The sequence below is a fragment of the Curtobacterium sp. UNCCL17 genome (assembly GCF_000686685.1).
Taxonomy (GTDB): Bacteria; Actinomycetota; Actinomycetes; order Actinomycetales; family Microbacteriaceae; genus Curtobacterium; species Curtobacterium flaccumfaciens.
The window spans coordinates 325,737-347,986 of record NZ_JMLI01000017.1; the positions used below are offsets into that span (position 1 = coordinate 325,737).

24 protein-coding genes are annotated in these 22,250 nt (G+C 69.9%); 16 read left to right on the forward strand and 8 right to left on the reverse strand.

Annotation, left to right across the window (positions count from 1 at the left end; genetic code table 11):
- The first annotated feature begins 40 nt into the window (after nt 1-40).
- Nucleotides 41-664 carry a single-stranded DNA-binding protein gene (locus BR70_RS22015; protein ID WP_051596523.1) on the forward strand — a complete coding sequence of 208 codons (624 nt, stop codon included), beginning with the start codon at nt 41-43 and terminating at the stop codon, nt 662-664.
- A gap of 29 nt (nt 665-693) precedes the next feature.
- Here BR70_RS22015 and BR70_RS0101660 read toward each other — a convergent pair whose 3' ends face one another.
- Nucleotides 694-1,416 (reverse strand): hypothetical protein, encoded by a 723-nt coding sequence (locus BR70_RS0101660; RefSeq protein WP_027464652.1) that lies wholly within the window; start codon nt 1,414-1,416, stop codon nt 694-696.
- 135 nt (nt 1,417-1,551) lie between these two features.
- On the opposite strand from BR70_RS0101660, the gene ettA reads away from it, so the two are divergent.
- Together ettA and BR70_RS0101670 are read left to right on the forward strand one after the other, a co-directional pair.
- A complete protein-coding gene (gene ettA, locus BR70_RS0101665; RefSeq protein ID WP_027464653.1) occupies nt 1,552-3,237 on the forward strand; it encodes an energy-dependent translational throttle protein EttA in 1,686 nt (561 codons plus the stop codon).
- Nucleotides 3,238-3,269: 32 nt separating this feature from the next.
- Complete coding sequence (locus BR70_RS0101670; RefSeq protein WP_035807619.1) at nt 3,270-3,722, forward strand: acyl-CoA thioesterase; 453 nt, start codon at nt 3,270-3,272, stop codon at nt 3,720-3,722.
- On the opposite strand, the gene BR70_RS0101675 is transcribed toward BR70_RS0101670, so the two are convergent.
- Complete coding sequence (locus BR70_RS0101675) at nt 3,709-4,572, reverse strand: acyl-CoA thioesterase (protein ID WP_027464655.1); 864 nt, start codon at nt 4,570-4,572, stop codon at nt 3,709-3,711. The genes BR70_RS0101670 and BR70_RS0101675 overlap by 14 nt on opposite strands.
- 67 nt (nt 4,573-4,639) lie before the next feature.
- On the opposite strand from BR70_RS0101675, the gene BR70_RS0101680 reads away from it, so the two are divergent.
- Both BR70_RS0101680 and BR70_RS0101685 read left to right on the forward strand, forming a co-directional pair.
- Entirely contained in the window at nt 4,640-5,365 is a 726-nt protein-coding gene (locus BR70_RS0101680) for a DUF8185 domain-containing protein (protein ID WP_331279956.1), read from the forward strand.
- Between the two features lie 52 nt (nt 5,366-5,417).
- Entirely contained in the window at nt 5,418-6,260 is an 843-nt protein-coding gene (locus BR70_RS0101685; protein ID WP_027464657.1) for an NAD-dependent epimerase/dehydratase family protein, read from the forward strand.
- Between the two features lie 140 nt (nt 6,261-6,400).
- Here BR70_RS0101685 and BR70_RS0101690 read toward each other — a convergent pair whose 3' ends face one another.
- From BR70_RS0101690 to pepN, 3 genes are all read right to left on the reverse strand, one after another.
- Nucleotides 6,401-6,862 (reverse strand): globin, encoded by a 462-nt coding sequence (locus tag BR70_RS0101690; RefSeq protein WP_231495624.1) that lies wholly within the window; start codon nt 6,860-6,862, stop codon nt 6,401-6,403.
- 56 nt (nt 6,863-6,918) lie between these two features.
- A complete protein-coding gene (locus BR70_RS0101695) occupies nt 6,919-7,983 on the reverse strand; it encodes a mechanosensitive ion channel family protein (RefSeq protein ID WP_027464659.1) in 1,065 nt (354 codons plus the stop codon).
- Nucleotides 7,984-8,058: 75 nt separating this feature from the next.
- Nucleotides 8,059-10,638 (reverse strand): aminopeptidase N, encoded by a 2,580-nt coding sequence (gene pepN, locus BR70_RS0101700; protein ID WP_027464660.1) that lies wholly within the window; start codon nt 10,636-10,638, stop codon nt 8,059-8,061.
- Nucleotides 10,639-10,758: 120 nt separating this feature from the next.
- Between pepN and BR70_RS0101705 the strand changes: the two genes are divergently transcribed.
- The 7 genes from BR70_RS0101705 to BR70_RS0101735 all read left to right on the forward strand — a co-directional run bounded on the left by BR70_RS0101705 (nt 10,759) and on the right by BR70_RS0101735 (nt 15,658).
- Nucleotides 10,759-11,412, forward strand: coding sequence for a mycothiol-dependent nitroreductase Rv2466c family protein (locus BR70_RS0101705; protein ID WP_331279957.1), 654 nt, complete (start codon nt 10,759-10,761; stop codon nt 11,410-11,412).
- A gap of 80 nt (nt 11,413-11,492) precedes the next feature.
- A complete protein-coding gene (locus BR70_RS0101710; RefSeq protein WP_027464662.1) occupies nt 11,493-11,816 on the forward strand; it encodes a hypothetical protein in 324 nt (107 codons plus the stop codon).
- A gap of 44 nt (nt 11,817-11,860) precedes the next feature.
- The gene (locus BR70_RS0101715; protein WP_155896727.1) at nt 11,861-13,015 is read left to right on the forward strand and encodes a hypothetical protein; all 1,155 of its coding nucleotides are present in this window, start codon (nt 11,861-11,863) and stop codon (nt 13,013-13,015) included.
- Nucleotides 13,012-13,467 (forward strand): hypothetical protein, encoded by a 456-nt coding sequence (locus BR70_RS0101720; RefSeq protein WP_155896728.1) that lies wholly within the window; start codon nt 13,012-13,014, stop codon nt 13,465-13,467. The genes BR70_RS0101715 and BR70_RS0101720 overlap by 4 nt, the downstream gene beginning before the upstream one ends.
- 106 nt (nt 13,468-13,573) lie before the next feature.
- Complete coding sequence (locus BR70_RS0101725) at nt 13,574-14,032, forward strand: hypothetical protein (protein ID WP_035807622.1); 459 nt, start codon at nt 13,574-13,576, stop codon at nt 14,030-14,032.
- A 125-nt stretch (nt 14,033-14,157) separates the two neighbouring features.
- Complete coding sequence (locus tag BR70_RS0101730; RefSeq protein ID WP_027464666.1) at nt 14,158-14,616, forward strand: hypothetical protein; 459 nt, start codon at nt 14,158-14,160, stop codon at nt 14,614-14,616.
- Nucleotides 14,609-15,658 (forward strand): hypothetical protein, encoded by a 1,050-nt coding sequence (locus tag BR70_RS0101735; protein ID WP_155896729.1) that lies wholly within the window; start codon nt 14,609-14,611, stop codon nt 15,656-15,658. Before BR70_RS0101730 ends, BR70_RS0101735 begins: the two co-directional genes overlap by 8 nt.
- 10 nt (nt 15,659-15,668) lie before the next feature.
- On the opposite strand, the gene BR70_RS0101740 is transcribed toward BR70_RS0101735, so the two are convergent.
- The gene (locus tag BR70_RS0101740) at nt 15,669-16,187 is read right to left on the reverse strand and encodes a GNAT family N-acetyltransferase (protein WP_035807625.1); all 519 of its coding nucleotides are present in this window, start codon (nt 16,185-16,187) and stop codon (nt 15,669-15,671) included.
- On the opposite strand from BR70_RS0101740, the gene BR70_RS19010 reads away from it, so the two are divergent.
- From BR70_RS19010 to BR70_RS0101755, 3 genes are read left to right on the forward strand one after another with little or no spacing between them, the layout of a single operon-like run.
- Complete coding sequence (locus BR70_RS19010) at nt 16,186-16,827, forward strand: helix-turn-helix domain-containing protein (protein WP_081827181.1); 642 nt, start codon at nt 16,186-16,188, stop codon at nt 16,825-16,827. The two genes, BR70_RS0101740 and BR70_RS19010, sit on opposite strands and share 2 nt — an antisense overlap.
- Before the next feature lie 46 nt (nt 16,828-16,873).
- Nucleotides 16,874-17,362, forward strand: a complete 489-nt coding sequence (locus tag BR70_RS0101750; protein ID WP_027464669.1) for a ribose-5-phosphate isomerase — start codon at nt 16,874-16,876, stop codon at nt 17,360-17,362.
- A gap of 36 nt (nt 17,363-17,398) precedes the next feature.
- Entirely contained in the window at nt 17,399-18,328 is a 930-nt protein-coding gene (locus BR70_RS0101755; protein WP_027464670.1) for an Fpg/Nei family DNA glycosylase, read from the forward strand.
- Between the two features lie 36 nt (nt 18,329-18,364).
- On the opposite strand, the gene BR70_RS0101760 is transcribed toward BR70_RS0101755, so the two are convergent.
- Both BR70_RS0101760 and BR70_RS0101765 read right to left on the reverse strand, forming a co-directional pair.
- Nucleotides 18,365-19,834 (reverse strand): amidohydrolase, encoded by a 1,470-nt coding sequence (locus BR70_RS0101760; protein WP_027464671.1) that lies wholly within the window; start codon nt 19,832-19,834, stop codon nt 18,365-18,367.
- A complete protein-coding gene (locus BR70_RS0101765; RefSeq protein WP_027464672.1) occupies nt 19,831-20,484 on the reverse strand; it encodes an FMN-binding negative transcriptional regulator in 654 nt (217 codons plus the stop codon). Before BR70_RS0101765 ends, BR70_RS0101760 begins: the two co-directional genes overlap by 4 nt.
- Nucleotides 20,485-20,663: 179 nt before the next feature.
- Here BR70_RS0101765 and BR70_RS0101770 point away from each other — a divergent pair, with 179 nt between their 5' ends.
- Entirely contained in the window at nt 20,664-22,250 is a 1,587-nt protein-coding gene (locus BR70_RS0101770) for a peptide ABC transporter substrate-binding protein (RefSeq protein ID WP_027464673.1), read from the forward strand.

The following is a 22,250-nucleotide window of genomic DNA, read 5'->3' on the forward strand; positions in this document are numbered from 1 at the left end:
GGGCCGCTGACGCAGCCCCGGGCTCCGTGACGATCGACGCATGAACGACATCATCACCGTCTGCGGAATCGTCGCCACCGAGCCCCGGCACCTCGTCACCGAGACCGGCATCGCCATCACGAGTCTCCGACTCGCGTCGCCCTCACGCCGTTGGGACCGGGCAACCGCCGCCTGGGTCAACGGCGCGACCAACTGGTACACGGTCACCGCGTTCCGGTCGCTCGCATCGAACGTGTTCAAGTCCCTGAAGAAGGGCGACCGGATCGTCGTCGCCGGCCGGGTCCGCATCCGCACGTGGGAACGCGACGGTCGCGGTGGGACCTCGGTCGAGATCGACGCCGACGGCATCGGGCACGATCTGGCGTGGGGCATCAGCAACTGGGTCAAGGTGCCTCGACACACCTCGGACTCGGCGGTGACGCCGGGTGTCACCCCGGACGTCGACCCCCGGACCGGCGAGGTGCGCGGCCCGACCCCGGACGAGCGCGGGTCGGCTCCTGGGCACGACCAGGCCCGGGCGGACGGCGAGGAGTCGGTCGATCACGTCGAGCCCGACCACGTCGATCGGGACGACGAACACGACCACGATCTCGACGACGCCGGTCAGGTCGACGGCCTGCGCGCCCTGGACGCACCCGAGGAGCACGAACGCACGGCCGCGTGATGCCCGTCGCGCGGATCAGTGTCCGACGGTCACCAGCGCTGGGTGATCATGCCGATGCCCGCCACTTCGGTCGTGTCCCAGTTGCCGCCCTTCGGCAGGCCGCTCACACGGCCGTCCACCCAGAACGTCGCTCCCTGGACCGCCGGCGAGTTGACCTGGCGTGCCTTCAGGCCGTGGAACGAGAAGTTGGTGTTCCACGTGCCCTGCAGACCGCTCACGCCGGGCTTGTTGCGCACCGTGATCTTCACGTTGCGCATCGACGAGTGGACGACGTCGCCGTTCAGGCGGCCGTTCCCCTCGACGTTGAAGAACAAGCGCCCCTTCAGGTTCAGGCCGACCGCCGCGATCGTGTGGCCGTCCGCGAAGAAGGTCCCGACGTTGTTCGGGTAGAAGCGGAGTCCGACCGGGGTCACGTTGTGGGTCGCCGGGCCGAGGTAGCCGTACGTGAACTTGCCGTTCTGCACGCGCTCCCAGATGAACCGCGGCGCACCCTTGCTCACGGTGGACCCCTTGTCGGACTGGATCCCCACGGAGAACGCGTTGTTGTAGGCGTCGTGCACGTTGATGTACGAGGAGTACCCGGTGCCGGCCCCGCCCTCGGTGATGTTGGCGGTGTACTCGACCAGCGGAGTGCCGTGCGGGGCGACGGTGGCTGCCGATGCCGTCGCGCCGGTGGGTGCGACGAGACCGACCGCGAGTGCGACCGCTCCGACGAGGGGGAGTGCGAGCCGGCGGATTCGTGTTGTGGGCATGTCCCTGATCCTGATCTCCGTGTGGACGACGAGGCCTCTGGTGGAAGGCGAGGCAACCGTACGTCGAAGTGTGCCGATGCAACACCCCTTGTGCGCGTTCCGGCAGCGGGCCGGGTTCAGTAGACTCATCGAGATATGGCTGAGTACATCTACCAGATGGTCCGCGCCCGCAAGGCGGTCGGCGACAAGCTGATCCTCGACGACGTCACGATGTCGTTCCTCCCCGGCGCCAAGATCGGCGTCGTCGGACCGAACGGTGCTGGCAAGTCGACGATCCTGAAGATCATGGCGGGTCTCGACCAGCCGTCCAACGGCGAGGCGAAGCTCACGCCGGGCTTCAGCGTCGGCATCCTCATGCAGGAGCCGGAGCTCGACGAGAGCAAGACCGTGCTCGAGAACGTGCAGGAAGGCGTGGGCGAGATCCACGGCAAGCTCGCGCGCTTCAACGAGATCTCGGCGCTCATGGCCGAGCCGGACGCCGACTTCGACGCGCTCCTGGCCGAGATGGGCACGCTGCAGGAAGACATCGACGCCGCTGACGCGTGGGACCTCGACTCCCAGCTCGAGCAGGCCATGGCCGCGCTGCAGTGCCCCCCGGGGGACGAACTCGTCACGCACCTGTCCGGTGGTGAGAAGCGCCGCGTCGCGCTCTGCAAGCTGCTGCTCCAGAAGCCCGACCTGCTCCTCCTCGACGAGCCCACCAACCACCTCGACGCCGAGAGCGTGCTCTGGCTCGAGCAGCACCTGCAGCAGTACCACGGTGCCGTCCTCGCCGTGACCCACGACCGGTACTTCCTCGACCACGTCGCCGAGTGGATCGCCGAGGTCGACCGCGGCCGCCTGTACCCGTACGAGGGCAACTACTCGACCTACCTCGAGAAGAAGCGCGCTCGCCTCGAGGTCCAGGGCAAGAAGGACGCCAAACTCGCGAAGCGCCTGTCCTCGGAGCTCGACTGGGTCCGGAGCAACACCAAGGGCCGTCAGGCGAAGTCGAAGGCCCGTCTCGCCCGCTACGAGGAGATGGTCACCGAGGCCGAGCGCACCCGCAAGCTCGACTTCGAGGAGATCGTCATCCCGGTCGGTCCGCGTCTGGGTTCGCAGGTCATCGACGCCGAGCACCTGCGCAAGCAGTTCGGTGAGCGTGTCATCATCGGCGACCTGTCGTTCACGCTGCCGCGCAACGGCATCGTCGGCGTCATCGGCCCGAACGGCGTCGGCAAGACCACGCTCTTCAAGACGATCGTCGGCCTCGAGCCCCTCGACGGCGGCACGCTGAAGATCGGCGACACCGTCCAGATCTCCTACGTCGACCAGACCCGCGGCGGCATCGACCCGAACAAGAACCTGTGGGAGGTCGTGTCCGACGGACTCGACTACATCCAGGTCGGCAAGACCGAGATCCCGTCCCGCGCCTACGTGTCGCAGTTCGGGTTCAAGGGCCCGGACCAGCAGAAGCGCGCCGGCATCCTGTCCGGTGGTGAGCGCAACCGTCTGAACCTGGCGCTGACGCTCAAGCAGGGCGGCAACCTGCTGCTCCTCGACGAGCCGACCAACGACCTGGACGTCGAGACGCTCGGCAGCCTCGAGAACGCCCTGCTCGAGTACCCCGGTTGCGCCGTGGTCATCACCCACGACCGGTGGTTCCTCGACCGCATCGCCACGCACATCCTGGCGTGGGAGGGCCTCAACGAGGACGGCACGCCGAACTGGTACTGGTTCGAGGGCAACTTCGAGGCCTACGAGGAGAACAAGATCGAGCGCCTCGGCGCCGATGCCGCGAAGCCCGGGCGCGCGACCTACCGCAAGCTCACCCGCGACTGACCCTCGTGGCGAGACTGCACGCTCCCATCCGCATGCGGTGGAGCGACATCGACGCCTACGGTCACGTCAACAACTCCGCGATGCTGCGCCTGCTCGAAGAGGCGCGCATCGTGGGGTTCTGGGGTGCGGACCCGGGTGAGGACCCGGACGGCGACCTGCCCGAGCCGATCATCGACGGTCGGCCCGGTTCGGGCACCATGACGGTGATCGCCGGCCAGCGCCTCGAGTACCTGGAGTCGATCCCGTACCTCCGTCAGCCGCTCGACATCCAGATGTGGATCGGGCGGCTCGGGGGTGCGAGCATCGACGTCTCGTACGAGGTCTGGTCGCCGGCGGGGCAGCACCCCGCCGTCCTGTACACCCGGGCGACGACGGCGCTCGTGATGGTCGACGCGGCGACGAACCGTCCGCGTCGGCTGACCGACACCGAGCGGGCCGCGTGCGAGCGCTACCTCGAGGAACCGGTGCAGTTCAGCCGGCCGTAGGCACCCGCATCATGCCCTCCTGGGCGACGGTGGCCAGCAGCTTGCCGTCACGGGAGAACATCCGGCCGAACGCGAGTCCCCGTCCGCCCTGCGCGCTCGGGGACTCCTGCGTGTACAGGATCCACTCGTCGGCGCGACCGTCGCGGTGCCACCACATGGCGTGGTCGAGGCTCGCGCTCTTGACCCCCGGGGTGCCCCAGGCGACGCCGTGCCGCCGCATGATCGGCTCGAGGATCGACAGGTCGCTCGCGTACCCGAGCACCGCACGGTGGAGCGCCGGGTCATCCGGCAGGTCGCCCTGCACCCGGAACCAGACCGCCTGGTGCGGCACGTGCTCGCCCTGCACGTCGACGAACACCGGGCCCTCGACGTGTCGCAGGTCGATGGACCGCGCGGCCCAGGCACGTGCGACCGGGTGGTCGATCGCGGACAGGATCGACGCGGCCGACGGTAGCGACTCCGGGTCCGGGGTGTCCACCGGGTACGGGTCCTGGTGCTCGATGCCGGTGTCCGGCACCTGGAACGACGCGATCATCGAGAAGATCGGGACACCCCGCTGGTAGGCCTGCACGCGACGGGCCGCGAACGACCGGCCGTCGTGGATGCGCTCGACGCCGAAGGTGATCGGCACGTCGATGTCGCCGGGCCGCAGGAAGTAGCCGTGCATCGAGTGGACGTCGCGTCCCTCGATCGTCCGCTGCGCGGCGACGATGCACTGCGCCAGGACCTGGCCGCCGAACACCCGTCCGCCCGGGGACCAGTGGCTGGCACCGGTCAGGATCGTCTCGCCCGTGCTCGCACCGGTGTCCTCGAGTCGCAGGGTCCGCAGGAAGTCGGGTTCGCCGTTCACGCTGTGCAGTCTACGAACGGCTGCCCGCCGCCGTCGCAGGTCGTCGCGCCCAGGCTGCGCGGCGCCGATGGCCGGTAGGATCGAGGACGACATGGGCAACTCGTTCACGCTTCCCGACGCCGCCTCACTCGGTGACCTCCGCACGTACCTCGGACGTGCCGCTCGGATCGAGGACGGCTCGGTCCGGCTCATCGCCGACTCCGGCGTCCTGGCCGTCTACACGGCGATCCTCTACCCGCTCGGGCTGCTCGACGAACTGCCGACGGTGCTCGGGCTCCGCACGTTCTCGCTCACCGAGCCCGCGTCGATCGACACCGTGGTCCCGCTGCAGTCGCTCCTCGAGCGCCTCCGCCTGCTGGCCGAGGCGCAGGACGCCGAACACGCCGAGGGTGCCGACCCGACGCGGGCCACCCCGATCGAGGTCGAGCTGCCGCACGAGGTGCACACCGTGACGTGGGCGGCCATCTCCCCGCCCCGCGGTGGCTGGGTGCCGCTGCCGGACGTCTCCCCGGAACTCCTCCGCCGGGCCACCCGCGACGGCATCGCCGAGGTCGCCGACGCGGTGCCGTCCAACTCGGGTGAGGCCATCGTCCGGCGGATCCGTGCCGAGGTCTGGGGCCGACCGGTCCCGGGCGTCGAACACCTGCCCGCCGGTGCGGGCTTCGCAGGCGAGAGCCTCGGGTTCCTCGGGCACGACCCGGTCCGCCTGTTCGAGACGGGTCCGTGGAGCCGACTCACGACCTCGCGCGGCCACGTGCTCGTGAAACGCCGCGCCTGGACCCTGACCTCCTAGCGACGACGCCGACGTCGGCGACGCCGCCCGGCCGCCGTGGTTGGCTGGCCGCATGCACGTCTTCCTCACCGGCGCGTCCGGCTACATCGGCTCCTCCGTCCTCCGCTCCCTCGTGGCCCACGGCGACGAGGTCACCGCACTCGTCCGGACCGACGAGAAGGCCCAGCACGTCCGTGACGCCGGTGGTCGGGCTCTGGTCGGCGACGTCACCGACACCGACGTCGTCGAACGGCTGCTGCACGAGAGCGACGGTGTGGTCCACACGGCATCGGCGCCCGGCGTCGACCCGGACTTCATCGGCACCGCGATCGGCGCCCTGGCCGGCACCCCGAAGCCGTTCGTGCACACCGGTGGGATCTTCACCTTCGGCGACTCGACGGACATCTCCGAGCAGTCGCCGCTTGACCCGCCGGCGTTGACCGCCTGGCGCGGACCGAACGAGGCCCTGCTGCGGGCGAGCGACGTGCGGAGCACCATCGTCGCCCCCGGCATCGTGTACGGGCGCGGCGCCGGCATCCCGGCGATGTTCGTCAGCGACGGCGAGCAGCCGGTGCGGCTGGTGGGCGACGGCTCCCAGCGGTGGACGACGGTGCACGTCGACGACCTCGGCGAGCTCTACGTCCTCGCGCTGCACCGCGGCGAGCCCGACGGGTACATCGTCGCCGCGACCGGGGACAACCCGACCGTCCGTCAGGTCGCCGAAGCCGGGGCCCACGGCGCACCGGTCGTCGCCGAGAGCGTCGACGCGAGCCGGGACCGGCTCGGGCGGGACTACGCCGACGCCCTGCTGCTGCACCAGGAGGCGTCCGGCGCGCACGCCCGGTCGGCCTTCGGCTGGCGTCCGTCGCGGCCGTCCCTGGTCGAGGACCTCATCTCCGGCTCGTACGTGCGCTGAGACGCGCTGTCCGAAGACGCCGACGTCCCGCGGGCACGAGAACGCGGGGAGCGGCGGACGGGAGGCCCGTGGCGGCGCCGCCACGGGCCTCCCGTCCGCCATGGCGGTGTCCACCGCGCCGGCGTCGCGCCGGGCGCGCGTCAGTCGAAGGTGTTCGTCATCGCGTGGGCGGCGCGGTCGAGGTAGCCCCAGAGCTCGGCTTCGTCGAGGGGCGCGAGCTCGAGCGACTCGACCGCTTCGTGCATGTGGTGGAGCCAGCGTTCCCGGGCCTCGGAGGTGATCCGGAACGGGTTGTGCCGCATCCGCAGGCGGGGGTGCCCGCGCTGTTCGCTGTAGGTGCCCGGGCCGCCCCAGTACTGCTGCAGGAAGGCGGAGAGGCGCCAGATCGCACCCTCGAGGTCGTCGGCCGGGTACATCGGCCAGATGACCTCGTCCTGCTGCACGCCCTCGTAGAAGCGCCGGACGAGCCGGTCGAAGGTGGGGGCACCGCCGATCCGCTCGTACAGCGAACCTGTGGCCGAAGCGCCGTGCTCGCCGACGCGCAGGGTGATCGGCTGCGCCGGGACACCGACGGAGCCGTTCGCGCCGGGGGAGCCGGGCATGCCGAGCGAGCCGCGCGCTCCGGGCCCGCCCGTGCCGCTCGGGGGTGTGGGGTCGGTCATCGGGGGTCCTTCCCGCTGTCGGGGTCGTCCGTGCGGATCGGCTGCCCGAGGATGTTGCGCTTGGTCCGCCGGGGCTTGGTGGGTGCCGGGGTCGGCTGGGTCCGGACGGTGCGCAGGCCGTTGATCGAGGTGGCGTTCTCCCAGCCCTCGGGCATGATCATCGCCATCGCGGGCAGGGTGATGCCGAGTTCGTCGACGGCGTGCTTCAGGCGGGTGCGGAGCTCCCGGCCGACGACGTCGAGCTCGGACGCGCGGGTCTTCACGACCAGGCGGAAGACCATGCCCGCGTCGGTGATCGACTGCAGCCCCCAGATCTCGGGCTTCTCGACGATCCGCTGCCGCCAGCGGGACTCCTGCGACATCGTGACGGCGGCCTTGAGCAGGGCGTCCTGCACGGCGTCGATGTCGGTGTCGTAGGGCACGGTGATGTCGACGAGCACGCGCGACCAGCCCTGCGACAGGTTGCCGACGCGCAGGATCTGGCCGTTCGGCACGAACCACAGGATCCCGTTCACGTCGCGGATCTGCATGACGCGCAGCCCGACGTTCTCGACGACGCCCGTGGCCTGACCGGTGTCGACGACGTCACCGACGCCGGCCTGGTCCTCGAGGATCATGAAGACGCCGGACAGCAGGTCCTTGACGATCGACTGGGCGCCGACGGCGAGACCGGCGGCGACGAGGGACGCGCCACCGACGATGCCGACCGCGGCGTCCGGGATCGCGACCGGGATGATGATCGCCAGCGCGATGACGACGACGATGACCGTCGCCAGGTTCTCGAGCACACTGCCCAGCGTCCGGGTCCGCTGCACGACCCGGGCGGTCTGCACGGGCGAGGCGATGAGCGCCTGCGTGTCCTCAGCGCCCTGGCGCTTCTTGACGCCGTTCACGACCCGGTCGACGACCTGCTTGATCATGCGCCGCAGGAACACGCGCACGAGGATCGCCGCGAGGATCGTGATGACGATCGTGATCGGGATGTGCCACGCGTCGACGAACTGAGTGAAGGTGTTGGAGGCCCACTTCGGGACGTCGGTGGAGTCTGCAGCCAAGTTCATATCCGGTCGATGCTAAGCGGCGGGGCCTCGGCGTCCCTGGAGGAACACCAAGACCCCGCCGGATCAGAGCAGGGGTCAGGCGTCGGCGGCCTGGACCCGGAGCGCGCGCTCGGTGCCCGCGAGGCTCTCGGACACGATGCGGCGCAGCGCCGGCGTCTCCGGGTGCTCCTCGAGCCACGCGGCGGCGGCGTCACGGAGCTCGGCCGACGCGAGCGGCGCCGGGTAGAGGCCCGAGACGATGGTGTCCGCCATGTGGTAGCTGCGCTCGGCCCAGATGCGCGTGAGCACCTCGAAGTACTTCGGCACGAGGCCCTCGAGCAGCACCGGGCTGTTCACGTGCTGGAACCCGACCGTGGTCTGGCGCACGATGGCGTTCGGCAGCTCGGACGAGTCGACCAGCGACGAGAACGCCGCCAGCTTGCCCTCGGCCGTGGGGATCGTCGCCCGGGCGCGGGCCGCGGCCTGCTCGCCCGACGCGGTCTTGTCCGCGGCGAGCTCGGCGTCGATCTCGGCGTTGTCCGCAGCACCCGCGAGCACGAGGCCCTCGAGCAGCTCCCAGCGCAGGTCCGTGTCGATCTCGAGGCCCTGGAGCGTGACCGATCCGTCGCGGAGACCCTGCAGCGTCGCGACGTGCTCGGGCGTGGACGGGATCTGCGCGAAGAACTTCACGAACTGGAACTGCGCGTCCGAGCCGGCCTCGGCCGAGGACGCGAGCTGCCAGAGCGTGTCGCCGACGGTGCGGACCGTGGCCTCGACCGAGGCCGGTGCCACGTAGTTGCGTGCGGTGAGCAGCAGCTGCGAGAGCGTCGTGCGGATGGTCGTCGACTCGGTCTCGGTCGCGATGTTGCCCAGCACGAGGCGGACGTAGTCGCTGGCCGGGGATTCGGCGTCGCGCGTGGCGTCCCACACGGAACCCCAGACGATCGAGCGGGCGAGCGGGTTCGCGATCGACGCGAGGTGCTCGATCGCGGTGCGCCGGGACTGCTCGTCGAGACGGATCTTGGCGTAGGCCAGGTCGTCGTCGTTCAGCAGCACGAGGTCGCCGCGCTGGACGCCGACGAGCTCGGGCACCTCGGTGCGGGCACCGTCGACGTCGATCTCGACGCGATGGACCCGCTCGAGCTTGCCGCCGGCCGAGGCCGTGTCAGCACCGAACGGCGCGGACTCGTCGTTCCGGAAGGCGTACACGCCGATCGCCAGACGGTGCGGGCGCAGCGTCGGGTAGTCGGCGGGGGCTTCCTGCAGGACGGTGAACGACGTGATGGCACCCGACTCGTCGGTCTCGATCTCGGGACGCAGGGTGTTGACGCCCGCGGTCTCGAGCCAGAGCTTCGACCACTCGGTCAGCTCACGGCCGCTCGTCGCCTCGAGCTCGACGAGCAGGTCGCGGAGTTCGGTGTTCGAGTGGTGGTGCTTCTTGAAGTAGGCGGAGACCCCCGCGAAGAACGCGTCGATGCCGACCCAGGCGACGAGCTGCTTGAGGACCGAGCCGCCCTTCGCGTAGGTGATGCCGTCGAAGTTGACCTGGACGTCTTCGAGGTCGTTGATCGTCGCGACGATCGGGTGCGTCGAGGGGAGCTGGTCCTGGCGGTAGGCCCAGGACTTCTCCATCGCCTGGAACGTGGTCCAGGCCTCGGTCCACTCGGTGGCCTCGGCCGTGGCGATCGTGGAGGCCCACTCGGCGAAGGACTCGTTGAGCCACAGGTCGTTCCACCACTTCATGGTGACCAGGTCGCCGAACCACATGTGGGCGAGCTCGTGCAGGATCGTGACGACCCGGCGCTCCTTGATGGCGTCGGTGACCTTCGACCGGAACACGTAGGTCTCGGTGAAGGTGACCGCGCCGGCGTTCTCCATCGCACCGGCGTTGAACTCCGGCACGAACAGCTGGTCGTACTTGTCGAAGGGGTAGGCGACGTCGAACTTCTCCTCGAAGTACGCGAAGCCCTTCTTCGTGATGTCGAACACGTACTCGGGGTCGAGGTACGAGGCGAGCGACTTGCGCGCGAACACACCGAGCGGGATCGTCCGGCCGTCGCGGCTGGTCAGCTCGTCGCGCACGACCTCGTACGGGCCGGCGACGAGCGCGGTGATGTAGCTCGAGATGCGCGCGGTGGGCGGGAAGGCCCAGGTCGCGACGTCGCCGTCGACGTGCGGCTCCGGAGTCGGGGAGTTCGAGACGACCTGCCACCGCGACGGCGCCGTCACGGTGAAGGAGAACTCGGCCTTCAGGTCGGGCTGCTCGAACACCGCGAACATGCGGCGGGAGTCGGGGACCTCGAACTGGGAGTACAGGTACACCTCGTCGTCCACCGGGTCGACGAAGCGGTGCAGGCCTTCACCGGTGTTCGTGTACAGCGCGTCGCTGACGACCACGAGCTCGTTCTGCTCCTGCAGGTCGTCGAGCTGGATGCGCACGCCGTCGTTCACCGCGGCGACGTCGAGCGCCGTGCCGTTCAGCGTGATCGAGTGCACGGTCTTCGTGATGGCGTCGATGAAGGTCGATGCGCCGGCGGTGGCGGTGAAGCGCACCCGCGTGGTGCTGCCGAAGCTCTCTGCACCGCGGGTCAGGTCGAGCTCGACGTCGTACGTCTGCACGGCGACGACGGCCGCGCGCTCCTGGGCTTCGATTCGGGTGAGGTTCTCTCCGGGCACGCAACGCTCCATCTTCGCTGGGGACGCGGACGATCGGTGTCCGCGTACGGGGCCCCGGACGGCGTCGTGCGCCGGCGGGACGATGGGCTCCAGCCTAGCGACGCCGCGTACGCTCGGATCGTGACCGAGACGACTGTGGACAACCCGACCGACACCACCACCGAGCGCACCGCCGTGGAGTTCTGGTTCGACCCGAACTGCCCCTGGGCCTGGATGACGAGCCGCTGGGTGGGTGAGGTCGCCGAGCACCGCGACCTCGACGTGACGTGGAAGGTGATGAGCCTGTTCGTCCTCAACGAGGACCAGGACGTGCCGGACAGCTACAAGGAGCGCCTGTACGCCGGCCAGGTCTACCCGCGCATCGTCACGGCGGCGAAGCTCCGGCTCGGCCAGGACGTCGTGAAGCCGCTGTACGACGCCCTCGGCGAGCACATCCACCACCGCCAGGAGTCCGACCCGGAGCAGGTCGTCCCCGCCGTGCTCGCGGAGCTCGGCCTGGACGCCGACCTGCTCGAGTACGCCTGGACCGACGAGGTCGACGCCGCCGTGCGCGCCAGCCACCAGGACGGCATCGACCGCGTCGGACAGGACGTCGGCACGCCGGTCATCGCCGTCGAGGGCACCGCGTTCTTCGGACCGGTCATCTCCCCGGCGCCCAAGGGCCAGGAGGCGCTCGACCTGTGGGACGGCGTCGTCGCCGTCGCGAAGGTCCCCGCCTTCTTCGAGCTGAAGCGGTCCCGCACCGTCGGTCCGATCTTCGACACCACGGACTGACGGACTGGAGGCGCGGCGCGGGCTGGCACCGCGCCTCCAGTCCCTGCTACGGTCACTTCCGGCCGGTGAAGTATCAGGGGATGGGGATCCACATGGGGGAGTCGTACCGCGTCGACCGCGCGGCGTCCGCGAGGACCGTGGCGAACGTGCGCACGGCGGCATCCGGCGTGAGCCGACGTGCGGGCGAGGTCACGCGAGCGCTCGACGCGCTCGCCGAAGCGGCGAGCGGATCGCCGGAGATCGCAGCGGCGCTGCGGTCGTTCGCGTCGGGGCGCACCGAGACAGCGTCGAGGATCGGCACGCACCTCCAGGCGGTCAGCGCGGTTGGGACGATCGCGCTCGCTGCCGTCGACGAAGCGGACGGCCAGATGGCGAGCACCGCCGATCACGCGGTGCAGGGATGAGCGGTGCGGTCTCGGCGGCGTCGCTCGACGAGATACGTTTCGACATGGGTTCCGTACTGGCCGCCGCCGATGACCTCCGCGCTGCCTCCGGCGATGTGCGGAGCGCCGCATCGGACGGGGAGCACTCCTGGTCCACCATGCCGGCGGTGTTCGAGATGGCCGGCGTCACCGCCGCGATGCCCGCCATGACCCACCGGTCCACCGCCGTCGCGACCGAGCTCGCCGAGAGCGCCGAGCGCCTGCACGAAATCGTCGATCGGGCATCCTTCGACTTCGCCGAGCTCCAGACGCGACGAGCCGCACTGATCGAGCGGATCGCGTCGTTCGCCGGCGGGCTCCACGCCGCGGTCGAACGTCACGACGCCGCGTTGCCCGAGCCGCCGGACTCGAGCACGTCGTGGGACAAGGTCCCCGGCCTCGCTGCCGAGGACGCGACGCTCCGGGCGGCGGTCTCGGACTGGAACGAACAGTGGCGAGACTGGCAGCGGCGACTCGCTTCGCAGATCCGGGCCATCGCCGGCGGTGACTCGACCGCCGGCCTCGCCGGGGATGAGACCGACGTGCGCACCGCGAGCCTCGTGGCGCCGATGCCGCTTCCGGGCTTCCCCTCCGCACCCTTCCAGTTCCCGTGGCCGTGGCTCGGCGCTGCTGGTGGGACCGCTGCCGGTACCGGCAGCGCCGTCGGCGGACTGTCGGCGCTCGGGCTGCTGGGCATCCTGTTCGGCCTCAGCGGGGACACGAAGCAGCAGACCCCGGCCGATGCCATGCGGCAGCGTATGGCGCAGGCGGACCAGGACGCGTGGGCCTGGACGCACGATCCGCTCACGGGCAAGCCCCGCGAGGTCGCGGGTGGCGCCGGGATCATGACCGACGTGGTCGGGCCGATGACCGGCGCGGAAGCCATCAAACACGCGCGGAAGTACGGCCGGGTGCCGAAGAAGAAACCTGTAGGCGAGGTTGACACCCCGGAGGAACTCGTCGACATCTGGAAGGAGCTCACCCGTGGGGGCAGACCCATGGACGGCGGAGCTCCTGATTCGACCTCGGTTGAACTCCCTGACGGCTCTCGGGTGCAGTGGCGTCCAGACAGTCAGTCAGGCGGACCCACCATCGAGATCAACGCCGGTGGGAAGAGCAAGTACAAGATCCACCTGCCCAAGGGATCTCCACGACACGACCTACCGGAGGAACACCGTTGAACGAGCTGACATACCAACTACTCGCTGATGTGTCCGATGAGGTCGGCTCGGAACTGTACGGGTGGCACATCGGTATCGCCGAGAGGACGCACGAGGCGGAGGAGATCGTGCAGGGTCGAGTCCTCGGTTACCTCCGGGACCTGCTCCAAGCGGACTTGGTCGGCCTCGGGTCGATCGAAGCCGACGCCGCGGGCAGAGGCGTGTGGTCGAACTGGAGCGGTGACGTCGCTGAGCTCGTTGAACGGGCAGCGGCGCGATACGGGCGCTCCGACACGGTGTGGAACCTCTTGGTGACGGGAACGCCACACGGGGTGGCCATGTTCGAGGCGGAGGAAGCGCGACGACAGGCCGCTGGGCAAGATCCTTGGGCGCATGTCGACGACCACTTCGGAGGGATCTGGGACGCGGACGGCAACGTGATCGAGGAGCACGGGGACGAGATCGTTTTCTGACACTGGCCTCGAGTACGTCCCCTTCCCTGCTGGGGAAGTCCGTGCAATGCCGCACGGCTCCATGCCCTGACCTGCCCGACGACGCGATGCCGGAAGGATGATGTTGATGAACGAGTTCACCTCCTTCTGCCTGGCGTCCGTTCAGGACGGGACCGGCGAGAACCTCTGGGCGTGGACCGGCAACATCGAGAAGCGACGCCATCGGCCTTTGAACGAGACTCGCGAGTGGCTCCTCGACGTACTCGCCCGCTTGCTCGAGCGTGATCTCGTGTGTGTCGGCGACTACCAGGAGAACGGTGGTGGGCGTGCCGGCTGGGAGACGTGGACCGGGAGCGTCGAAGCCGTCGTCGACAGAGTCGCGTCGATCTACATGGTCGATCTCGCTCCTGACGAGGTGCAGCACTGGGCCTGCTACCTGATGCGGACGGACACCGGTGCGCAGCTGTACGAACGAGAGCGATCGCGGCGCGAGCTCGCGGGTGAGGACACTGTCCCGCGACTTCGTTCGGTCTGGGACGAGGACGGCAACGTGATCGAAGAACACGGCGATGAGATCGTTGTCTGACGCCGGACTTGAGTACGTTGCCCTGTTTGCTGAGGAAGTCCGTGCGCTCCCGGACGGCTCCATCGCGGCGATGCAGGAGCCACTGCCCTGCTACTGCCCGATGACGCAAAACCAGAGGGATTCGAATGAACGAACTGACCTACTACGTCCTTGCGACGACCTACAACGGAACGGGCGAGAACCTCTGGGGCTGGGCATCGACGTTCGAGATCGAACGACATCGTCCCCGCGAGGAGACGCGCGAATGGGTACTCGACAACCTTCGCCGTCTCCTCGCCGAGGGACTCTTGTCCGTCGGCACGTACGAGCCGGACGGGCCCGGACGTGCCGGCTGGGACGAGTGGCAGGGCACGCCTGACGAGATCGTCGAACGAGTAGCTGCTGTCTACACGCTCGAGCCGGGCGACGTCGAGGTCCCGTTCTGGGATTGCTACATCATGGACACGCCGAAGGGAGATGCCCTGTTCGAAGCCGAGCGTGCCCGACGGATCGCCGCCGGTCTGGACCCCTTCGCACGGGATGACGGCATCTGGGACGAGGACGGCAACGTCATCGAAGAACACGGAGACGAGATCGTTGTCTGACGCCGGCCTCGAGTACGTCCCCTTCCCCACCGAGGAGGTCCGCGCAATGCCGGACGGCTCCATCGCAGCGATGCGGGAGTCACTGCCCGGCCACGAGGCGTACATCGACGTCGTCCCGCCCGCTGAGGCCGAGGACCCCCGGGTGCAGCGGCGCAGTGTCCGGCACGACGTCGGCCTCGCGCCGAGCCCGGAGCCAGCGCCGCGGACGCCGGAAGAGCAGCTGCTCCTCGACCTTGCGGAGTTCAACCGGAACGGGTGCGCGACCGACCTCCGTGCACTGCACCGCATGGCGCGGACCGACCGCGAACCCGACGGCACCCGAGCCCGCGCGATGGCGCTTCGGTCCGTCGAGATCGGCCTCCGCCGGGGTCTCCTGACGAGCGGGATGTTCGTCCGTGCCGGTTCGGAGCTTGCGTTCATCGAACCCGAGCGGAGCGCCGCTGACCGGATTGCGACCGTCCGGGAACGCTACGTCAGCGCACCCCAGGCCGGCGAGTCCGACGGTGACCTCGCGAACTCGGTCTGGCTGATGAACACGACGGACGGCGAGCGGTACGCGCGGACCCACAGCGCCGACCAGGCCAGGGACGACCGGGCGAGCGATGCTGGGCCGGCGACGACCCCGAGCGTGCCCGCGGTCGTCGTGCGGTCCTCGAGCGACGAGTGGGGCGACAAGAACCACGAGCTGCTCGCGGACAACGTCTTCGAGGAACTCCGCAACGGCTGGCTCTCGTGGGACAAGGGCATCGGCGACGATGCACTCAAGAACCTCGCGTGGGGGATCGCCGCTGAGATCGTGTACGCCTTCGACGTGAAGTGGTCGCCGGACTGGGTCGCCAAGGGCCATCCACACCGTTGGCACGACGAGGCCGGCTGGCACGCGCGGTGCAACGACTGCCTCGACGAGAGTCCGGCCGAAGCCGACGAAGCGGTCGCGTACTCCTGGTTCGCCGACCACCGTCCGATCGCGCACGGTGACACCGCGCCGCCGTTCCGACCGTCGCCACCGCCCCTGGACGTCCCGATGCCGGGCACGGACTGACCGTTGACGGTCAGACGAGCGGCAGCCGCATCATCGTCAGGTCGAGCCAGCGGTCGAACTTGCGTCCGACCTCGGGGACGACCGCGACCGTGGTGAACCCCAGGCGTTCGTGCAGGGCGATCGACCCGGTGTTGGTGCTGCAGATCCCGGCCATCATGACGTGCCGCCCCTCGGCGGTGGCGCGCGCGACCAACTCGGCCATCAAGGTCGTCGCGATGCCCCGGCCGCGGAACGTCTCGACCACGTAGACGCTGTGCTCGACGGTCAGCCGGTACCCCTGGTGCGGCCGCCACTGGGAGTACGTGGCGTACCCGGCCACGGTGCCGTCGACCTCGGCCACGACCACCGGGTACCCGCCTCCCTGCCGCTCGGCGAGCCACCCGTCGAAGTACGCACGCGGGTGCGGGGTGTCCTGCCAGATGGCGGTGGAGTGCAGGACGGCGTCGACGTGCAGGGCGTGCACGACGTCGAGGTCGGTCGGGGCGCAGTCGCGGATCACGACCCCGTTCGTCGCATATGCTGTCGTCATGTCTCACATCGTAGACGACGAGCACCCCGATCCCGCAACCGGCGCCGACGACACCTCGGTCGCCGAGCAGCGGGCGCTCGGTGAACGCCTCCAGCGGCTCCGCACCGAGCGGAAGTGGAGCCTCACCGAGCTCGCCGAGGAGTCCGGCGTCTCCCGCGCGATGATCAACCGCGTCGAGCGCGGGGTCTCCAGCCCCACCGCGACGATCCTCGGTCGTCTGTCCGGTGCCTTCGGCCTGACGATCTCGCAGCTCCTCGACGATGCCCTGGAGCACGAGGTGCCCAGGGTGACGGATCCCGACGAGGCGCGCGGGGTCCAGCGCGGCGCGACCGCCGATTCCTGGACCGATCCCGACACCGGGTACCGCCGCCGTCCGGTCTCGAGCGCGACGTTCCCCGCCGACGTCACCGAGGTGCGCCTCCCGGCCGGCCGCGAGGTGGCCTACCCGGCGTCCGCCTACGCCTTCCTGCGGCACTGCATCTGGGTGGTCGCCGGCGTGCTCGAGGTCGTCGTCGGCGGCGAGCCGACGCGCCTGGCGGCGGGGGACCGGATCGAGCTCGGTGACCCCGCCGACGTCGTCTACCGCAACCCGGGTGAGGACCCCACCCGGTACCTCGTCGTGGTGGTCCGCGCGCCGTAGTCCGTGGTGGTCCGGGCCCCGGAGCCGCAGGAATATGATCGGTTCCATGCGCATCCACCTCGGAACGGACCACGCCGGCCTCGAGTTCAACAAGACCCTCGCAACCCACCTGACCGAAGCCGGGCACGAGGTGGTCGACCACGGCCCGACCGAGTACGACGCGCTCGACGACTACCCCTCGTTCTGCATCAACGCCGCGCACGCCGTGGTGCAGGACCAGCGCGCCGGTGTCCAGGCGCTCGGTGTCGTCTTCGGCGGTTCCGGCAACGGTGAGCAGATCGCTGCCAACAAGGTCGAGGGCATCCGTGCCGCGCTCGTCTGGAACGAATCGACCGCGCTGCTCGCCCGTCAGCACAACGACGCCAACGTCATCTCCATCGGCGCACGCCAGCACACCGAGGACGAGGCGATCCGGTTCGTCGACCTGTTCATCGCCGAGCCGTTCTCCGGCGAGGAGCGTCACGCCCGCCGCATCGCCCAGCTCGCCGAGTACGAGACCACCGGGCTGATCGCCGGCCGCCAGATCGATGCGTAGTCCGGCCCGTCAGGGGTACCGGGTAGAACGGTAGTCATGCCCGAGGGTCACTCCGTCCACCGCATCGCCAACCAGTTCACCCGGCACTTCGTCGGCAAGCGCTGCGAGGTGTCGAGCCCCCAGGGGCGCTTCGCCGCCGGGGCCGCACAGCTCGACGGCAGGCGCATGATCGCCGCGCGTGCGGTGGCGAAGCAGATGTTCCTGGAGTTCGAGGGCGACCTGTTCCTCCGCGTCCACCTCGGGCTGTACGGGGCGTGGGACTTCGCGGGTGTGATCTCCACGGCCGAGGCGCTGTCCGACGACGACGACCGCGAGGAGTCGCTCAGCTCGATCGGCGCACCGCGGCTCGCCCGCTACCGGATGGCCGAGCAGGAGAAGGCGGAGGACCCGATCGAGTCCTTCCCGCCGGACCCGGTGGGCCAGGTCCGGGTGCGGATCCTCACCGAGGACACCGTCGCCGACCTGCGCGGCCCGACGGCGTGCGTGGTGGAGACCCCGGCCGAGGTGCAGCGCGCGCTCGACAAGCTCGGCCCCGACCCGATGAACGACGACGGGCCCGAGGCAGAGAAGACCTTCGTCGACAACGTCCGCCGTCGGAACGTCGCGATCGGGCAGCTGCTCATGGACCAGTCCGTCGTGGCCGGCATCGGCAACATCTACCGCGCCGAGCTGCTGTTCCGGCAGCGCATCGACCCGTACAAGCCGGGCAAGAAGATCACCGTCAAGCAGGCCAAGGCGCTCTGGGCCGACTGGTCGAAGCTGCTGCACGACGGCGTCCGCGACGGCCTGATGATGACGATGGACGACCTGTCCGAGGCCGACCACAAGAAGGCCCTGCGCTCCCGCAAGGACCGGCACTGGGTCTACCACCGGCAGGGCGAGCCGTGCCGGGTGTGCGGCACCGAGATCCGGATGGCCGACATGGCCGGCCGGAAGCTCTACTGGTGCCCGAAGGACCAGAAGTAGCCCACGGGGCACAGACGCAGCCGCCCGCCCTCCTGGTCACAGCTCCCGGTACGTGAACCGCCCGGCCACGGCCGTCCCGAGCACCCGCATGCCGCGCAGTGCGGCGGACGGCGCCGCCAGCGGATCGGACTCGACGAGCACCAGGTCCGCCACGTCGCCGACGGACACCCCGACCCGCCCGTCGGTCGACCCCTGCCAGGCGACGAGCGCCGAGAGCCGTTCGGCCGGGTGCCACGGGTCCCGCCCGTCGCGGTCCCGTCCGACGGCCGCCGCCATCGACACCCACGGGTCGAGCGGCGCCACCGGAGCGTCGGACCCGAGCAGCAGGCGCGCTCCGGCCCGGGCGAGCGAGGCGAAGGCGAAGGCCCGGTCGGTGTGCCCGGCCCAGTGCCGGTCGGCGATGTCCCGGTCGTCCATGGCGTGTTCGGGCTGCACGGACGCGGCGACCCCGAGCCGGGCGAACCGGTCGACGTCGGTGTCGACGAGCAACTGCGCGTGCTCGATCGTGCCGCGGACCCCGACGGTCTCGAAGACGTCGAGCGCCAGGGTGTTCGCACGGTCGCCGATCGCGTGGATCGCAGGGACGAGTCCGGCGTCGACGGCACGGCGGATGATCGCGACGAGCTCCTCGAACGGCCAGGCGAGCACGCCGGAGCCGTCGGTCATGGCGGCGGTCCGGGTGCCGAGCGACCCGTCGGTGACCACCTTGAACGGCCCCATCGTGAGCAGGCCCCGCGTGCCGTCGACCACGTCGCCGGTGCGCAGACCCCGGGTGACGGCCTCGTCGAGCTCGGCCGGGTACACCCCGGACGCGACCCGGATCGCGTCGGTACCGGCGTGGATCCGGCGGCGCCAGCGGTCGAGCCCGAAGCGCATCTCGAGGTCGACCACGCCCGTCACCCCACGGGCCGCCGCGGCCTCGGCAGCGTCCGCCACGTAGGCGTCGAGCAGGTCGTCCGGCACCTGCGACAGCGCACCGGTCACGTCGAACGCGTCCTGCTCGCGCAAGACCCCGTCCTCGCCCGCCTCGAGCGGGCGGCCGACAGCAGCCGAGAAGTGCGCGAGCGCGAGCGCGTTGCACCACACCGCGTGCAGGTCCGCGCTGATCACGACGACCGGGAGGCCCGGTGCGGCACGGTCGAGCAGCTCGCGTCGTGCCGGGCGCGGCCACATCCCGTCGCGGTAGCCGTGTCCGACCAGGACGCGGTCCGCCACGCCCGTCCGCGCGACGGCGGCGAGCAGGTCGGCGGTCGCCTCGGCGGAGTCGCAGCCGGTGACGTCGACACGGCGGCGGACGAGCGCCCACTGGTCGAAGTGCGTGTGGTGGTCGCGGAGCCCCGGGCCGAGCCAGGCGCCGACGGCCTCGACCACGTCGGTGTCGACGCTCGTGGGGTCGAGCGTGCCGGTCGGCGCGATCTCGGTGACCCGGCCGTCGACGACGCGCACGTCGGCAGGGGCCCCGGAGGTGCCCACCCGCCGGACGGTGCGCAGCAGGATCTCGCTCACCGTTCCTCCAGGTCGTCGACACGCGCAGCGTGCGCTCGCTCCATTTCGTCGGCGAGCGCCGGCGACGCGTAGGGGCCGTCGCCCCGCAGCCCGTCGACGATGCGGTCGATCACCTCGGGAGCCTTGTTCTGCGAGAGCTTGGCGCGGGCGTCGAACCGGGTGACGCGGATCCGGATGCCGACGGTGCCCTTCGCGATCCGGCGGGCGGTCTCCTCGTCGATCTGCAACGACACCGGCGAGGGCATGACGTGCTCGAAGTGGTCGACGAGTTCGCCGAGCACCCGGAAGTTCTCGTCGTCGGACAGGATCTCGGGGGTGCCCCAGACGTGGGCGGTGACGTGGTTCCAGGTGGGCACGAACTGCTCCGGCGGGTACCAGGCGGGGGAGACGTAGCCGTGGGGACCCTGGAACACGACGAGCACCTCGTGCTGTCCGAGTTCGTGCGCGACCTCGTCGGGGCGGCCGACGTGGGACACCAGGACGAGTGCGTCCGGGTCGTCGTCGGGGCCGGGGGTCTCGAGCAGCACCGGGTAGTGCGAGGCGACCAGCCCGGCCGCGGTGTGCGACACGATCGTCGCCCACGGGTTCCCGGTGATGAGGCGTCGGACCTCGTCGACGTCGGTCATCAGGAAGTGCGGTGTGTGGCGCATGTTCCGAGCGTGGCACAACGGGCTCGGTCGCGCGACGGGTGTCGTTTCGTCAGTGTTTCTGCGCGGTAAAACTCTCAGAGCGCATTGAAAGAAGTCTTGTGGTCGGGATTCGAACCGTCCTAGCTTTCCCACCACGACGACCGGGCAGGGATCCGGCCGCACCCGATCGAGGAGAGATCATGCGACGCAGGACGATCGCCGCGCTGGCCGCGGCGGCAACCTTGGCACTGGTGGCGACCGGCTGTTCGGCGGGCGGCGCGGCCGACGACGACGCTCCCTCGAGCCTGGTCTACGCGACCGGCGAGCCCGACCACCTGACCCCGGGTCGGCAGACCGTGGCCTTCGACCAGGTGATGAGCGTCTTCGCGCCGCTCACCCAGACCGATGCCGACGGTGACCTGCGGTACGTGGCGGCGAAGAGCGTCGAGAGCGACGACGCCACCACGTGGACGATCACGCTGCGGGACGGCTGGACGTTCCAGAACGGCGAGGCCGTCACGCCGCAGAGCTACGTGAAGGCGTGGAACCACGTCGCATACGGCCCGAACGCGTGGGAGAACAGCGGTCAGCTCGCCGGGATCGTCGGGTACACCGACCTCAACCCGGCGAAGGGCACCCCGAAGACCAAGGAGATGTCGGGACTCAAGGTCACCGGCAAGGACACCTTCACGGTCACGCTCACCCACGCGGACAGCCAGTTCCCCCTGCAGCTCAGCCAGGCCCAGACGGCGTTCTACCCGATGCCCGAGGCCGCCTACGACGACCTGAAGGCGTACGACAAGAAGCCGATCGGCAACGGCCCGTACGAGATGACGAAGGCGTGGAAGGCGGACCAGGAGTTCACCGTCACGGCCTGGAAGGACTACGAGGGCACGAAGCCCGCCACCGACGAGGTGACCTTCCGCAGCTACTCCGACATGAACACCGCGTACACCGACGTCCTGGCCGGCAACGCCGACGTGCTGTTCCTGCCGACCGACAAGATGACGAGCGCGAAGGCCGACTTCGGCGACCGCCTGCACTCCTTCGACGCCCCCGGCATCGACTACCTCGGGTTCCCGCTGTGGGACGACCGGTACTCCGACCCCGACGTGCGCCGCGCGATCTCGATGTCGATCGACCGTGACGAGGTCAACGACGCGATCTACGGCGGCCTGTACGACCCGGCCACCGCGCTGACCCCACCGTCGATGTCCGGCACCGAGGAGGGCATCTGCGGCGACGCCTGCGAGTTCGACCCGGCAGCGGCGAAGAAGCTCCTCGCCAGCGCCGGCGGGTTCGACGGCACCATGACGCTCGTCTACCCGGGCGGCACCGGCCTCGACTCCCTGTACGAGGCGTACGCCAACCAGATCCGGCAGAACCTGGGCGTCGACGCCGAGGCGAAGGCCACCACCGACTGGGCGTCCTACTACTCGGAGCTCACGGACAAGACCGTCGCCGGCCCGCACTTCGGCCACTGGGGCGCGCTGTACATCAGCCAGCAGAACACGCTCCGCGCGCTGTTCACCACGGCCGGCGGCTGCTCCCCGTGCACCGGCTACTACCAGTCCGACGACGTCGACTCGCTGCTCGCGAAGGCCGACTCCGCGGGGTCGCAGGACGAGGCGAACGGGTACTACACGAAGACGCAGGAGGCGGTCCTGCAGGACTTCCCGATCGTCCCGACCTTCTTCGACAAGTACTCGTACGTCACGAGTGACAAGATCGCGAAGCTGCCGGCGGTGGCGGGCAGCCCCGTGATCGCGCAGATCGCCGTGAAGTAG

What these genes read in the sequence shown, in the direction of transcription:
- BR70_RS22015 (WP_051596523.1), top strand. Translation starts at nt 41, where the DNA reads ATGAACGACATCATCACCGTCTGCGGAATCGTCGCCACCGAGCCCCGG.
- BR70_RS0101660 (WP_027464652.1), bottom strand. Translation starts at nt 1,416, where the DNA reads ATGCCCACAACACGAATCCGCCGGCTCGCACTCCCCCTCGTCGGAGCG.
- ettA (WP_027464653.1), top strand. Translation starts at nt 1,552, where the DNA reads ATGGCTGAGTACATCTACCAGATGGTCCGCGCCCGCAAGGCGGTCGGC.
- BR70_RS0101670 (WP_035807619.1), top strand. Translation starts at nt 3,270, where the DNA reads ATGCGGTGGAGCGACATCGACGCCTACGGTCACGTCAACAACTCCGCG.
- BR70_RS0101680 (WP_331279956.1), top strand. Translation starts at nt 4,640, where the DNA reads ATGGCCGGTAGGATCGAGGACGACATGGGCAACTCGTTCACGCTTCCC.
- BR70_RS0101685 (WP_027464657.1), top strand. Translation starts at nt 5,418, where the DNA reads ATGCACGTCTTCCTCACCGGCGCGTCCGGCTACATCGGCTCCTCCGTC.
- BR70_RS0101690 (WP_231495624.1), bottom strand. Translation starts at nt 6,862, where the DNA reads ATGCCCGGCTCCCCCGGCGCGAACGGCTCCGTCGGTGTCCCGGCGCAG.
- BR70_RS0101695 (WP_027464659.1), bottom strand. Translation starts at nt 7,983, where the DNA reads ATGAACTTGGCTGCAGACTCCACCGACGTCCCGAAGTGGGCCTCCAAC.
- BR70_RS0101710 (WP_027464662.1), top strand. Translation starts at nt 11,493, where the DNA reads ATGGGGATCCACATGGGGGAGTCGTACCGCGTCGACCGCGCGGCGTCC.
- BR70_RS0101715 (WP_155896727.1), top strand. Translation starts at nt 11,861, where the DNA reads ATGGGTTCCGTACTGGCCGCCGCCGATGACCTCCGCGCTGCCTCCGGC.
- BR70_RS0101725 (WP_035807622.1), top strand. Translation starts at nt 13,574, where the DNA reads ATGAACGAGTTCACCTCCTTCTGCCTGGCGTCCGTTCAGGACGGGACC.
- BR70_RS0101730 (WP_027464666.1), top strand. Translation starts at nt 14,158, where the DNA reads ATGAACGAACTGACCTACTACGTCCTTGCGACGACCTACAACGGAACG.
- BR70_RS19010 (WP_081827181.1), top strand. Translation starts at nt 16,186, where the DNA reads ATGTCTCACATCGTAGACGACGAGCACCCCGATCCCGCAACCGGCGCC.
- BR70_RS0101740 (WP_035807625.1), bottom strand. Translation starts at nt 16,187, where the DNA reads ATGACGACAGCATATGCGACGAACGGGGTCGTGATCCGCGACTGCGCC.
- BR70_RS0101750 (WP_027464669.1), top strand. Translation starts at nt 16,874, where the DNA reads ATGCGCATCCACCTCGGAACGGACCACGCCGGCCTCGAGTTCAACAAG.
- BR70_RS0101755 (WP_027464670.1), top strand. Translation starts at nt 17,399, where the DNA reads ATGCCCGAGGGTCACTCCGTCCACCGCATCGCCAACCAGTTCACCCGG.
- BR70_RS0101765 (WP_027464672.1), bottom strand. Translation starts at nt 20,484, where the DNA reads ATGCGCCACACACCGCACTTCCTGATGACCGACGTCGACGAGGTCCGA.
- BR70_RS0101770 (WP_027464673.1), top strand. Translation starts at nt 20,664, where the DNA reads ATGCGACGCAGGACGATCGCCGCGCTGGCCGCGGCGGCAACCTTGGCA.